Source organism: Prevotella melaninogenica, assembly GCF_018127925.1.
Taxonomy (GTDB): domain Bacteria; phylum Bacteroidota; class Bacteroidia; order Bacteroidales; family Bacteroidaceae; genus Prevotella; species Prevotella melaninogenica_C.
Window position 1 is genome coordinate 497,962 of the sequence record NZ_CP072348.1, and the last position, 14,426, is coordinate 512,387.

Here is a 14,426-nt window from a genome sequence, read left to right on the forward strand (position 1 = left end):
TATTAATAGCTTATTGATATAATGTCTAAGACGTCCTTTATCTATGAATTATAGAATAAAGAACGCCTTAGTTTCTTTTTATATTTATATGTCTTATGAGCGTTTAATCATCTCACGCATAATCTCTGTCATACGTGGCTGTGCAGCATTTGCAGCTTCCTGAACCTCTTCGTGGCTAACCTTTACAGGAACATCAAAGCCACCAAGGTCAGTGATTACACTGATGCCGAACACCTTAATACCACTATGGCGAGCAACGATAACCTCTGGTACGGTACTCATGCCAACTGCATCACCTCCCATCTTGTGGTACATACGGTATTCTGCAGGTGTTTCAAAGGTTGGTCCTTGTACGCCCATGTAAACTCCATGCTGAACTTCGATGTTCTTCTCCTTAGCAATAGAGTCTGCTAAATCAACCAATTTATGGTCGTATGCCTCGTGCATATCTGGAAAACGAGGACCTGTAGGGAAGTTACGACCACGTAGCGGATGTTCTGGGAACATATTAATATGATCTGTAATAATCATGAGGTCACCAATCTTGAACGATGGATTCATACCGCCAGAAGCGTTTGAAACAAACAATGTTTCAATGCCTAACTCGTGCATTACACGAATTGGGAAGGTAACATCCTTCATGTTATATCCTTCATAGAAGTGGAAGCGACCTTTCATAGCCATGATATCCTTACCACCAAGTCGTCCAAAGATAAGGCTACCAGCGTGACCTTCTACTGTTGAAACTGGAAAATTTGGTATATCTTGATAAGAAAATGAGTAGCTATCGGTTATCTCTGAAGCTAATTGTCCGAGGCCTGTGCCCAGAATGATGGCTGTCTTTGGACTTGTGGTCATCCTCTCTTTTAGCCAAGATGCTGTTTCTTGAATTTTTTCGTACATAGGATATTATTTTTTGATTGAATGTCTCTTCCTTGTCAAGCATAAAGCTTACCTTGATAGGAAGCGCATAAATATTTTCTTTTACTTCGTCTGACAATTTATCAATATCAACAAGACGTGCCTTATCTTTCTCTGTTGTGACAATCAATTTTGGTTCAGGCATTTTAGCAAAGGTCTCGTTAATACGATGAATATCCTTTGTTGTGAATGCATGATGGTCTGGGAACGAGAGTGTTGTCAGTGCATTGTTTCCTGTGAAAGAGTTTAGATCCAACTCCAATTGCTTTGGTGACATGATACCAGCAAGCAACAAGACATTTTTTCCTCTTATCTCTGTGAGTGGTATATTTCTTCCTTTACTGAAGATAGGTTCCAAATCACAATAATCTAACGTCGTAAAATAAAGCTGTTGGAAAGGGTAGAGTTCCATAGCTTTCCTCAATACACGATAGTCTATTGGGTTTAGACTCTTAGGACACTTTGTGATAATCACAATATCTGCACGATTTTTTCCTGAGAGTGGTTCTCGTAATCTACCAGCAGGAAGAAGTTTGTCATAGATGATAAGTCGATGATAATCAACTAACAGAATGTTGATACCAGGATGTACATATCGGTGCTGAAAAGCATCGTCTAAAAGGATTACATCTGTATCTTTTGTTTCCTCGTCAGATGTTAATCGGTCTATTCCCTCACATCGCTTCTTATCAACTGCAACACGAATATCAGGGAACTTTGTTTTCATTTGATAGGGTTCGTCACCAATCTCACGCATAGGAGTGTTTTCTTTTGCCAACACATATCCACGGCTTTTACGTTTATAGCCACGTGAGAGGACAGCCACCTTCATCTTATCCTTCAGCAATCGGATAAGATATTCTACGTGGGGAGTCTTTCCTGAACCACCCACAGTAATGTTACCAACAGATATGACTGGAATATCAAACTGTCGGGATTTGAGAATGTTCAGTTCAAATAACTCATTGCGCAATCTTACTCCCAGCCCATAGAGCCAGCTGAAAGGCAACAGCCATTTGTTTATTTTAATGTGGTCTCCTTCCATATATGATTAATGGATATTAGGATAAAATGGCAGACGTGCCTGAATTGCACTCTGTTGGTCGATAGTCTTCAAGAGTGTAAAAGGCTCATAATAGTCACCTAAGTTAGCACGTAACTGCTGGCTGAGGTAATTATTAGGATTCGTTTGATCCATCATTTGCTCTAAGAAGTTAGGCTCCTTTGGGTAAGCACATTTTCTATAATTTGGTAGTTTAGCAAGTTGTGCAGCTTTTGCTACAGCAACATCCAATCCACCAAGCTGATCAACAAGTCCTATCTTTTGTGCATCTTGACCAGTAAACACATGCCCCTGTGCTACCTTCTCAACCTGTTCTTCAGTCATCTTACGTCCTTCTGCCACACGGTGACGGAAGAGTTTATAGCCACGGTTTACATATTGGCTAAGATATGACATTTCTTCTTCTGTGAATGGGCGAGCACGTGTGCCGAAGTCTGAATATTTGTTGGTTTTAACCTCATCAAACTTTAAACCCAATTTTTCTCTTAGCAGACCGCTAACATCAGGGAACATACCAAAGATACCAATAGAGCCTGTAATTGTTGTAGGTTCAGCAACACTCCAGTTGGCTGGAGCTGACATATAATAGCCACCTGAAGCAGCCATTCCACCCATACTAACCACGACAGGTTTTAACTTCTTCAGTTCCATAATCTGATGCCAGATTTGCTCTGATGCATAAGCGGAGCCGCCGCCAGAGTTGACACGTATGACAACAGCCTTAACGTCTTTATCTTTTCCTAATTTCTCCAAATCCTTGCAAACAACTTGTGCGTCAATCTGATGACCTTGTGAGAAGAGACCTCCTACAACACCATCAACAATATCACCATAAGCATAGTAGACTGCAACTTCATTTTCCTTATCACCTTGGTTTTTGTCCTCAGTGTTCACCATGTCAGCAATTGTAACCTGATTGATGTCTTTATCAGCCTCAATACCTAACTGCTTCTTCACGATTCCCTTTATCTGGTCTGTATAAACTAAGCCATCAACGAGCTTTAATTTTACATATTCTTGTGGGTCAGCAAAGGTTATCATACTGTCAGCGTATGCGTTCAGTTGTACTACTGACAAACCTCTGCTTGCGCCAACTTCCTTTGTAATATTGCCCCAGATACTGTTTAAATAGGCTGATGTTTGCTCACGATTAGCATCGCTCATCTTGTCGCCAGTGAACATCTCGGTTGCGCTTTTGTAAGCACCAACCTTTACTACCTGCATCTTTACACCAAACTTCGCCAAGAGGTCCTTAATGAAAACTGGTTCAGAAGCTAATCCGTGCCAGTCAATTTGTCCTTGTGGATTCAGATAGACCTTGTCAGCAACAGACGACAAGTAGTATGTACCCTGAGTATAGGTGTCAGCGTAAGCAATAATCCACTTTCTACTCTTCTTGAAATCGAGTAGTGCTTTACGCAATGCCTGCATAGAAGCATATGAATCAGACGCAAACGCACCTGCTTCGATGTATATACCCTTTATTTTATCGTTGTCTTTAGCTTTTCTGATTCCTTCAAGCATATCGTCAAGACCCAAACTATTTATTTGAGAACCTTGTAGCTGACTAAGAAAATTGTTTTCACTTCTCTCTGACATCTGTCCTGAAAGATTCAATACAAGTACTGAGTTGTCTTCAGGTTCTTTGGTTGTATCCTGCGATGCAATCATACCAACAATAGTGAAAAATGCAAAGAGTCCTGTAACGATGCTAAACAACATCATTCCAAAGAAAGAAGCAAAAACAAATTTGAAAAATTGTTTCATAAAGACGTATATAATTACAGTTTATCTTGCAAAGATATATATAATAGATGTAAAAACCAAATTATTCATGAATTCTTAATAACTTTGCAGTCAATATGAAGCATATTATTTTAGCTATAGATAGTTTTAAAGGTTGTCTCTCTTCTGTTGAAGCTGAAGATGCTGCTGAACAGGGGCTTCGTGAGCGGTGGCAGGATATTAAAGTTGTAAAGATTCCTGTCACGGATGGAGGAGATGGAATGTTAGAAGTCTTTTTACAGTTATTCGACTGTAAGGAGATTACTATTAATTGCCACGATGCACTTATGCGACCTATTCAAGCAAGCTATGCCGTATGTGCTGATAATATGGTCGTTATAGAATCTGCTTTGTCATGTGGTATCAACCTACTCAAGTCGCATGAATTGAACCCTTTACGTGCAACTACTTATGGATTAGGTGAACTCTTTGCAGATGCACTTAAAAGAGGGTTTAGAAAGTTTATTATCGGACTTGGAGGGTCAGCTACAAGCGATTGCGGACTTGGTATGTTGGCAGCTTTGAAAGACATTTTTGGTAAAAATTGGCGTGATAAATTCTTACGAGATTTAGATATAACTTTAGCTTCAGATGTAAATAATCCTCTGTATGGTGAACATGGAGCAGCTGGAGTGTTTGGTCCACAGAAAGGTGCAACACCAGAAATGATAGTCTGTTTGGATCGTCGAGCACATACTTTTGCGCGTATGGCTGCTACTCAGTTGGGTTTTGATTGCTCTTTGAATAACGGTGCTGGAGCTGCAGGCGGATTGGGTTATGCTTTTATGCAGTTTATGAATGCCAAGATGAGGTCGGGTGCAGATGTACTTTTAGAAACTGTCAATTTTAATTCGCTTATAGAAGATGCAGATTTGATTATAACAGGGGAGGGTAGCGCAGATAGTCAGACATTAATGGGAAAGATACCGATAAGGGTTTTAGAATATGGTCTTCGCAAGAATGTTTCTGTTATGCTTATAGCCGGGAAGATAAAGGATGCGGCAGCTTTACTTAAAGCAGGTTTCTCACAAGTCCAATGTATTACACCAAAGGATATGATGCTTACAGAAGCAATGAAGCCTAACGTTGCAAAAGATAATATCCAAAAAGCTATTATGCAGCTATAATATTTTAATTAAGGTTTCCGATATGCGGAGTAATAAAGCAGACAAAAGTTAGTGACATTACCATTGTTATTTTAACCCAAGTTTAACCGGCAAAATTATTTTTCATAAATTTTCGGGATGTTTTGTGTAGTATCAATTTGATAAATGATTGATAATCAAGTGTAGGGTATTGTTGCGAGGAGTAAAATCTGATTTGTAGGACACAGCCATATCAAAATTATTTTGCTTTCTATGTCAAAAACCTCCAATATTTCTTATTTTAACTATTTATTTAACATTTACACTTTGCGTTGCCACGCAGATGTTGTCAGATTGATACATGCAACCATTTCTGACCATTGCTGTTATAATGGCAATCATCTTATTCTTGACATTATTCAGTGCAACCATCGGTTTCTTTCCTCGTTCTATAAGCCTTTGATAATACTTTGCAATCTGTGGACAAGTTCGTACAGCGGCTAATGCAGCCTGTGTGAGGAGCGATTTGAGCATCTTATTAGCTATAAAGCCCACTCGTGGATCAGTGTGTACGCTTGTGCCAGAATCACGTCCAAAAGGTGCTATACCATAGTAGCAAGCAATCTTTCTTGGGTTGTATGCGAACTCGCGTAAAGTTGTTCGTATATACCATTAAACTGACAGCGTTGATAGTCCCAACACCAGGCATAGATGTGACAATGGCAAAAATACTATAGAGTTGGTCATCTGATTCGATATATTCCTTTATCTTTTCATCACACTTGGCTATTTCCTTATTTATCTCTGTAATGATATGTCTGGCACTCTGAGATATAGTATTCTTGATAGGCGATTTCTCTTGTGTAAAACGTTTCTCAATTCGTCTTACTTGAAAGCTGTACCTGTGACGTACAAGGTGATGACGACACAAGAAAAGTTCCCGTAATCCACTCAAAGCAGGGCTTAAGGGTTCATATAACTGCGCCTTATCCTCAAAGCGGAGAGCATACTCAGCAATCATAAATGCGTCAACAGCATCATTCTTTATACGCTTCAAAGGGAATGTGCGTTTGATGGTTAGTGCATTCTCTATCCACACGTCATACCCCTGAGCATATAGCCAGTCGCTCATCATACGGCTGTATCCACCCGTAGTTTCGCCACAGAACAACCAAGAGGAGCATGTTTTTTCCTCAACCACAGACTTAATCCACTTAATCATCTTACGATAACCACTCACTTTATTGTCGAACACTGCATGCACTTGCATAGATGTAGACTTAACGATAATAGCTACATCGAATTTTTCTTTTGAGAAATCAATGCCAATTAAAACTTTCTTCATATCTTTGCATTTTATGGAAGGCTAGCCAATAGTTGTTGGACTCAAAACTCTAAATAGGCTCGCAGCCTAGACTTTCTATCAGGTCTTTGCAACTATACAGGATGGACTAAAGCAAAAGCTGGATTTGAATTCCTTGTTACTTTAAAGTTTCCCTATCCTGTAGGCTGGTTCTTCCTTTTGACAACAAAGGTAATGAATCAACCTTGTTTTCTAAAGGATTTTTATACCCTCTTTAAGTTTCTTGCTGCAAACTTAGAGTTACTTTGCACTCATGCACGCAAATGTACAGACACGATTCAACCCTGCCACAGGGGACATGGCTCCTTATTATCGCATCAAGGAGTCATATCGTGATGTGCAGGGTCATGTACATTCGCTAATTCTGTTGAATATCGGGTTCGAACCTTCACTTACTGCTGTACAGGTTCGAAAAATTGCATACGCTCTTACCGAACGCTTCAAAAATAGAAGTACACCCTCGCTTTTCAAAGAACATCTTGACGGTCTTACTCCTATTGAACAGGCAAAGGCTGACGAATGGTGGATCCGTATGGAGAAAGAAGGTGGAATCGATCGGTTTAATAAGGAAGAGCAGAAGTCGCTGAGAAAATATGAGAACTATATTGACCTTGAGACGGCAAACTATACTGACGCAAGGAATGTTGGTGCAGAGTGGCTCTGCAAGCAGACAATAGACAAGCTACAATTAGAGGGTTTTCTGCGCAAAAACGGGTGGACGGAGAATGCGATACACACGGCTTTGTCAGCATTGATTGTTCGCACGGTATATGCAGTTTCTGAACGTTCATCTTATTATTATTTGCGCGATAACTCGGCTGCCGCTGAACTTTATAGTGGAGTTCCTGGCTGGACACCAGGAATCAATTCTCTGTATAAAATCACTGATAAATTATATGAACTAAAGGAACAGTTAGAGCATCATCTGTGCAGCATTACTGACGCTCTCTTTAATATAGACAACAAGTTGATGCTCTTCGACTTAACCAACTTCTATTTCGAGGGCAGCAAGCGTAACAGCAACAAGGCCAAGTTCGGTCGTTCAAAAGAAAAACGCTCTGACTGTAAGCTACTTGTACTTGCATTATGTATCAATAAAGAAGGTTTTATACGTTATTCTTCTATCTTAGAGGGTAATACAGCAGATCCCAAGTCTCTACCCAATATGATTGATACGCTGGCAAAGAGGAATCCATCAAGAACAAAGGATACGCTCGTTGTCATGGATGCAGGTGTTGCCACGGAAGAGAACTTGGAGTTAATAAAGAAAAAGGGTTACAATTATCTCTGCGTATCCCGTACGAAAATGAAGGACTATACGCTCAGTGATGATAACAAGAGCGTTACAGTAATGGATGCCCGTCGACAGAAGATAACGCTGAAAGAGGTTAAGACAGAGGATGATGAGGATTATTATCTCGAAATAACATCTCCTTCGAAAGCTATGACAGAGTCGTCCATGAACAGGGTTTGGAGAGAGCGTTTTGAGATGGAACTGCAGAGGATAAACGAAGGAATCTCCAAGAAAGGTGGAACAAAGACCTATGAAAAGGTTGTTGAACGTACAGGACGTGCCATACAGAAGTACCCTTCTATAGCGAAGTTCTACCAGATAAGCTACATAAAAAACGAGAAGAAACCCAAGCAGATGCTGCGTGTAGACTGGGAGATAAAAGACCTCTCGGCAATGGAATCTGGTCATGGAGTCTATTTCCTCCGCAGCAATGTCAGGACACTTTCTGAACGTGTAACATGGGAATACTACAATCTCATTCGTGAGATAGAATGTACGAACAGACAACTAAAGAATGATCTCAACCTCCGTCCAATCTATCATCAGAAAGATGAGCGAAGCGACGCACACCTTTTCTTCGGTTTATTAGCCTACTGGGTGGTAAACACTATCCGTTGTCAATTAAAACGAGAAGGAGAATCCTGTTACTGGACCGAGATAGTACGACGTATGAGTACCCAAAAGCTTGTCACTACAAAAGGGAAGAATCCATTAGGTGAAACCATCGAGATGCGCCAATGTAGTAGTCCTTCAAAGCAAGCAAAACAGATATACGATAAGTTGAACTTAAAACACTCACCATTCAAAAAGAATAAAATTTGTAGGACACAGAGCCCATAAGAAAAACGAGGAAAGTACGGTGACAGTAACAATTAGGCGAAGTGGGTGTTAAACTTGGGTTAGGCTATTTTTCCACCTTTGCTTTAACTGTTTTGTCAATATATTTCTTAGTCTTTCTACGTTAAAATTTACATAGTATTACCGAAGGTTTAGGGGGCAAAGGAGCATAATTGCAATGTTTCTTGGCAAGAATAAACAAAGATGTTAGTAATCTGTGTAGAACATCTCTATCGCTTTTTTGTTTCGTTGGAACCTCCATTTGTTGTTTTTAACTCCGTCTTCTCTCTGCTTATCCGTGTGCCTTATTATGTAATAGGTTTGTTTTTATCACTCCATATTTTGATAGAGTCAAATATAAGAATAGGCATAAGATTATGGCTATTGTTTATTATTTCTTACGTAAGCTTCACTGTTACTGGGGTTACTTCTTTGATAATAAACGGTGATAGTGTCACCAATATGCAGACTTTCATATTCTCCATATTGTTTACCCCTACCTTCATAGGTCTTCTGATCTACGTTATATGAATAGGAGTAGTATGGAGTTGCACGATTTTTATAAAGCCTATTGACTACACCTTTAGTGTTCTCAGCAATCTTGCTACTCTTCCATACATGCCATAAAGAGATTCCTAAAAGTGCGATAACAAGATAGGCTATTGAGCGTTGATGCTTTCTTTTCATTTGTCTGATTGAGCTTTATTATTCAACTTCTCCTTCATATAGTTATGAAGACGATGTGTAAACTCATAGTTTTTCAGTCCCCATTTGGGTGCTATGAGGAGGTCGGGAGGACTCTGACTGACAAAGCGTTCGAGAACAAGGTCGGGGCGGAGAAGGCTAATGTAATCTGCAATGAGTTTGATATACTCCTCAATTGTATAAAGGTGAAATGGCTTTTCAGCGTACATCTTTGCAAGCCGAGTCCTACGAATAATCTGTAACTGGTGAATCTTCAATGTCGTTAAGGGAAGAGAAGAGATGATAGGGGCTTGTCTTAAACTCTCTTTTGCATCTTCACCAGGTAGACCGAGAATGATGTGTGCACCGACACGGATACCACGTCGGGCAGTCTCCTCAATAGCTTTTCGAGCGCAAGCAAAGTTATGACCACGATTTACCAATCGTAATGTCTCATCATTGCAGGTTTCCACACCATACTCAACGATGAGGAATGTGCGGCGATTCAGTTCTTCAAAGTAGTCTAAGAGGTCATCATTGATACAGTCGGGACGCGTACCGATAACGAGTCCGACTACATCCTCTACGGCAAGTGCTTCCTCATAGAGCCTTTTAATATAGTCATTAGTGCCATAAGTATTGGTATAAGCCTGGAAATAAGCAAGATATTTCATCTCAGGATACTTGTTAGAAAAGAATCGTTTGCCGTCTTCAAGCTGCTGGGTTACACTCTTTCCATTATCGCAATAGGCTGGGTTGAACGTCTGGTTGTTACAGTAAAAACAACCGCCACGCCCAATCCTACCATCTCGGTTAGGGCAGGTAAAGCCAGCATTAACTGATATCTTTTGTACTTTATAAGGGAACTGAGAGCGCAACCAGTTCCCGAAATCGCAATAATATTGTTCCATTCTTTTGCAAATATACGGAATATTTTATATTTTTGTGCTGTTAAAACTTGAATTTATGAAACGTATATTACTTCTGTGTGCAACAGTGCTAACCGTACTTCAGTTGATGGCTGGAGAACCTATCTCTTTGAAAGACATTACTAATGGCACATTTGCAACTAAGCGTATCTCGGGTGTTAATCCTCTAAAAGGGACTTCGGAGTATGCACAAATTTCGTCTGATGGTCGTCAGGTCGTTAAATATTCTTTTAAAACTGGTAACTCTACAGGGGTTATTTTTGACCTTGCTGATGCAAAAGGTGAGCAATTAAGCTCTTTTGATGATTATCAGATCTCGTCAGATGGAAGTCGACTGTTATTACAAACGAATACAAATCGTATCTATCGTCGTTCGTTTACAGCAAACTTCTATCTCTATGATGTAAAGACAAAACTGTTAAAGAAACTGTCAAAAGATGGCTCTGAGCAGATTCCTACTTTCTCTCCAGATGGTCGTCAGATCGCTTATGTTCATCAGAATAACATCTATATTACAGATGGAGAGAGCGTAAAGCAGGTTACAACGGATGGTGAGTTTAATAAGGTAATCAATGGTTTGCCTGACTGGGTTAACGAAGAGGAGTTCGGCTTTAATAATGCACTTGCTTGGAGTGCAGATAGCAAGACGCTAAGTTGGATTAGATATGACGAGAGTGAGGTAAAGAGTTATACCCTACAGTTTTACAAAGGTTCTCACCCTGCATATGATATGTTTGATATCTATCCTGGTGATTACAGCTATAAATATCCAAAGGCTGGCGAAGCAAACTCAAAGGTTAGTGCATGGTCTTATAGCTTGAGTGATAGTACTGTGCGTAAATATGATTTACCATTAGCGGTAGATGGTTATATTCCACGCATCAAGTCTACCTTTGATGCAAATCGAATTATCCTCTATACAATGAACCGTCATCAGGACGAGTTGAATCTCTATGCTGCTAATCCTCTCACAGGTACATGTAAACTACTGATAAAGGAGAGTGTACCAAAGTATGTAAAGGAAGAAGCTATGGAGGGAATCAGTATCATGAAGGATTACATTCTTGTTCCTTCTGACCGTGATGGCTATATGCATCTTTACTTGTATAATAAGGATGGTAAGCTTTTACGTCAGATTGATAAGGGAAACTATGACGTAACAGAAATCTATGGATATGATGAGAAGACTGGAAATACCTACTTCCAAGCAGCAGCACGTAAGCCAATGCAGCGTGAAATATATGTTGCAGATAAGTCGGGTAAGTTGACTTGTCTTTCTGCTCGTGCGGGATGGAATGTTGCTTCGTTCTCTGGTGATTATAAGTATTTCCTCAATACATGGAGTGATAGCAACCACCCATACGTATTTGCTATCTATGATAACAAAGGTAAGGAGATACGAGAGGTGTTGAATAATGATGAATTGCAGGCAAAATTGGCAAAGTATGGCAACACTGGTGTTGAATTCTTTACATTTACAACCTCTGAAGGTGTGAAACTTAATGGCTGGATGGTGAAGCCTGCTAACTTCGATGCAACAAAGAAGTATCCTGTAATTATGCACCAGTATAGTGGTCCGGGTAGTCAGCAGGTTGTCGACAACTGGGGCGTTGGGTCTATGGGTAGTGGTGCAATGTTTGACTACTACTTAACACAAAAGGGCTATATCGTTGTTACTGTAGATGGTCGTGGTACTGGTGCGCGTGGTGCAGAGTTTGAGAAGTGTACTTATTTGAAGCTTGGTGATTTGGAATCAAAGGATCAGGCAGAAGCTGCATTGTGGTTGGGCAAGCAAAGTTATGTCGATGCTTCGCGTATTGGAATATGGGGTTGGAGCTTTGGAGGCTTCAATACATTGATGAGTATGAGCGAGGGACGCAATGCGTTCAAGGCAGGTGTAGCTATTGCTCCACCAACGAACTGGCGCTATTATGACTCTGTTTATACTGAGCGTTATATGCGTACACCACAGGAGAATGCTGCTGGTTATGCTATTAATCCAATCAATAGAGCAGAGAAGCTTCATGGTAAACTCTTAATATGTCATGGGCTAACGGACGATAACGTACATCCACAGAATGCCTTTGAGTATTCTGAGGCTTTGGTTCAAGCTGATAAGGACTTCAAAGAGAATCTTTATACCAATCGTAACCATGGTATTTATGGGGGTAATACACGTAATCATCTTCTGAAACAGGTTGCTGAATGGTTTATCGAGAATCTGTAATAGGCGCTGATAAAAGAACTATGCTGTTTGCTAAGCACCCTTATGTATAAATGAACCATGCGTGTCTTACTTCATATTATGATGATGATAAGAGTCTTTTAACTCATCTTTTACTGATGTGTTAATGCTCAACACATAGTGTGCTGATGCTTAACACGTCATGTGCGGATGGTAAACACCAATGGTGTTGAGTACTTTGTGTAGTGCAATATGATATTATCAGGGAACAAATTGTTGGTAGAAAGGAGTTGTTCTATCAGATAACTGTAAATCAAAGGTGATGTCGTATGGACGAATATATTATTCAAAGTTCTATCAGATAGCACTAATAAATAAAAAACTCGGGCACTGAATTGATATAATCAGTGTCCGAGTTTTTTATTTATAATTGTTTTCAGTTTGCTCTTTAACCAAAGAGACGCTCAAAGAAGCCTTTCTTTTTAGGATTTTCTTCGCTTGTAGCTGCCTCGAGGTGTTTAGAATCAACTTTCTCAGAGATTGTTTCCTTCTTAACAGCAGAATCATCTGCAGGGATGTCTTCACCCTCAATGATACCCGCAGTTCCCCATTGTGCAGCAAGTATTGTAGCATCCTTGCGAGCTGTGTCCTCGTCAATTTCATATTGACTACAGATTAACTCTACGAGGTTATCTACTGTAAAAGAATCCATCTTCTGCACCTCTTCCCATAAGTATGCAGAACTTTCGTTCATAGATATAATATTGCTGAAGTCAATATTCTCATCTCCTTCTGCAACGATAATATGTTCTCCGCATACTTCACGGAGGTTGAAGCCATTCTTTACTTTCATTCTTATTGATAGTTTATATTATTGTCTTTCTTTTTATATTCCATTAAATGGTGCCAAAAATAGGAATCCAGATACGTCTGTAAATGCCTAATAAATATCTCCGGATAGGAAGGAGTTGGGTCCAAATAAAACTATATGACTTCCATTTCCAAGCATTTGTAGCATCCATCTTATTTCGTCCTTTACGGTAGAAACCAATGACTGCTCCAACGATATTCTCTTTCTTACAATGCTCAACACCAAGGTTGCCATCACCGCGTAAGGTCACGTTGTCACCTTCTATGCTGTCAATACGATGTAAGACGAAGTGTCGTGGTGTTATCTCCGCTAAGACTGGGTCGCCAACTTTTATTGTGGAAGGCTTGACAAGCAAAGCTTTGTCACGGTCATTTTCAAGGAAAGGACGCATAGAATAGCCACGAAGGCGTAACGTAACAGTATGTCCTTCATTTAACATCTTGACAACTTCTGGTAGAAACTCTGCATTCGCAAACTGGATTTCAGAAGTAGTAAGTACTGTTTTTGACATAAGTTTTATCTTTTCGTTACGGTTTGATAGCACACCTCTGCTGCTTCTTGATTAGGCAAGCAATGTAACGTAAATATCCTCCCAGCTTCTACAATCTTTGTAATAGTATCACAAACGCCATTGTAAATGTCTGAATCCCACTTCATGCTGGAGCAAGAGGGGAGTAGTGAAGCAAATGCTGCAATAGGAGTGGGCTTCTCAACAGAGTTTGTTGTAGCGCGGTCAATACGTGTGATAGCACCTAAACGAGCCTTGATATTGCGATAGCATGGTGTCTTACCACTCCATGGGCTACCATATATCCATGTTTCTCCATCAATGATTCTCACGATAGGATTGTCATCGTTCATGAGGTCACTGCCTGGAATATAGCGTAGCCACATACTAACCTGGGTTGACTTACCTGTTCCGCTCTTGGCAATGAAGGCATAGCCATAGCCATTGTTACGAACAAGGGATGCGTGAATCAGCAAGGTTTTCTTATGTGCACCAGCAAAGGCAAAGATAAGCATCAATGCATTATTAAGTCCAAATGTGCGCATATTCTTGTTGCCATTGAGTGCACAACGACAGTCAGAGAAGTCTTTATTACTCTGTAGCAGACAACAATCAGAGCCATTAATGTCCTTGATAATATACTGATAGCTACCATCATCAACACGATCAACAATGGTATCACCATTTCCTGTATCGAAAGCACGGATACGTTGTCTCCTTTCCTTTGGAACAGGTCGAAGCGTATCGTCAACCGTTAAGCGGAAAAAGACATTCTCTGAAACCTCTTTGATTCTGAAAGGTTCAAACGAACTTAGCAAGTGCATTCCGTTGACATCAGTCTCACGGAATATAATCTGTATGTCAAAGTCAGCTATTCTGAAGTTATTTATTTCCATCTTTA

Annotated in this window: 13 protein-coding genes; 3 read left to right on the plus strand and 10 right to left on the minus strand. The window is 40.0% G+C overall.

Annotation, left to right across the window (positions count from 1 at the left end; genetic code table 11):
- Positions 1-93: 93 nt before the first annotated feature.
- From J4861_RS07510 to sppA, 3 genes are read right to left on the minus strand one after another with little or no spacing between them, the layout of a single operon-like run.
- Complete coding sequence (locus tag J4861_RS07510; protein ID WP_081439540.1) at positions 94-903, minus strand: purine-nucleoside phosphorylase; 810 nt, start codon at positions 901-903, stop codon at positions 94-96.
- Entirely contained in the window at positions 785-1,966 is a 1,182-nt protein-coding gene (gene lpxK, locus J4861_RS07515; RefSeq protein WP_211817474.1) for a tetraacyldisaccharide 4'-kinase, read from the minus strand. Before lpxK ends, J4861_RS07510 begins: the two co-directional genes overlap by 119 nt.
- A gap of 6 nt (positions 1,967-1,972) precedes the next feature.
- A complete protein-coding gene (gene sppA, locus J4861_RS07520; protein ID WP_211817475.1) occupies positions 1,973-3,751 on the minus strand; it encodes a signal peptide peptidase SppA in 1,779 nt (592 codons plus the stop codon).
- A 95-nt stretch (positions 3,752-3,846) separates the two neighbouring features.
- Between sppA and J4861_RS07525 the strand changes: the two genes are divergently transcribed.
- Positions 3,847-4,896, plus strand: coding sequence for a glycerate kinase family protein (locus J4861_RS07525; protein ID WP_211817476.1), 1,050 nt, complete (start codon positions 3,847-3,849; stop codon positions 4,894-4,896).
- A 267-nt stretch (positions 4,897-5,163) separates the two neighbouring features.
- On the opposite strand, the gene J4861_RS13395 is transcribed toward J4861_RS07525, so the two are convergent.
- Entirely contained in the window at positions 5,164-5,520 is a 357-nt protein-coding gene (locus J4861_RS13395; protein WP_346267022.1) for a transposase, read from the minus strand.
- Entirely contained in the window at positions 5,441-6,199 is a 759-nt protein-coding gene (locus J4861_RS07530) for an IS110 family transposase (RefSeq protein WP_249110783.1), read from the minus strand. The genes J4861_RS13395 and J4861_RS07530 overlap by 80 nt, the downstream gene beginning before the upstream one ends.
- Before the next feature lie 271 nt (positions 6,200-6,470).
- On the opposite strand from J4861_RS07530, the gene J4861_RS07535 reads away from it, so the two are divergent.
- Positions 6,471-8,351 (plus strand): IS1634 family transposase, encoded by a 1,881-nt coding sequence (locus J4861_RS07535; protein ID WP_211817477.1) that lies wholly within the window; start codon positions 6,471-6,473, stop codon positions 8,349-8,351.
- A gap of 378 nt (positions 8,352-8,729) precedes the next feature.
- Here the strand turns inward: J4861_RS07535 and J4861_RS07540 are convergent, their stop codons facing one another.
- Together J4861_RS07540 and mnmL are read right to left on the minus strand one after the other, a co-directional pair.
- Entirely contained in the window at positions 8,730-9,035 is a 306-nt protein-coding gene (locus J4861_RS07540; protein WP_211817478.1) for a DUF3592 domain-containing protein, read from the minus strand.
- Positions 9,032-9,943, minus strand: a complete 912-nt coding sequence (gene mnmL, locus J4861_RS07545; protein ID WP_211817479.1) for a tRNA modification radical SAM protein MnmL/YtqA — start codon at positions 9,941-9,943, stop codon at positions 9,032-9,034. Before mnmL ends, J4861_RS07540 begins: the two co-directional genes overlap by 4 nt.
- Positions 9,944-9,998: 55 nt before the next feature.
- On the opposite strand from mnmL, the gene J4861_RS07550 reads away from it, so the two are divergent.
- Positions 9,999-12,188, plus strand: coding sequence for a S9 family peptidase (locus J4861_RS07550; protein WP_211817480.1), 2,190 nt, complete (start codon positions 9,999-10,001; stop codon positions 12,186-12,188).
- Between the two features lie 406 nt (positions 12,189-12,594).
- Here J4861_RS07550 and J4861_RS07555 read toward each other — a convergent pair whose 3' ends face one another.
- From J4861_RS07555 to J4861_RS07565, 3 genes are read right to left on the minus strand one after another with little or no spacing between them, the layout of a single operon-like run.
- A complete protein-coding gene (locus J4861_RS07555) occupies positions 12,595-12,999 on the minus strand; it encodes a PqqD family protein (protein ID WP_211817481.1) in 405 nt (134 codons plus the stop codon).
- Between the two features lie 43 nt (positions 13,000-13,042).
- Positions 13,043-13,528 (minus strand): S24/S26 family peptidase, encoded by a 486-nt coding sequence (locus tag J4861_RS07560; protein ID WP_211817482.1) that lies wholly within the window; start codon positions 13,526-13,528, stop codon positions 13,043-13,045.
- Positions 13,529-13,533: 5 nt separating this feature from the next.
- Positions 13,534-14,421 (minus strand): hypothetical protein, encoded by an 888-nt coding sequence (locus J4861_RS07565; RefSeq protein ID WP_211817483.1) that lies wholly within the window; start codon positions 14,419-14,421, stop codon positions 13,534-13,536.
- Positions 14,422-14,426 lie beyond the last annotated feature (5 nt).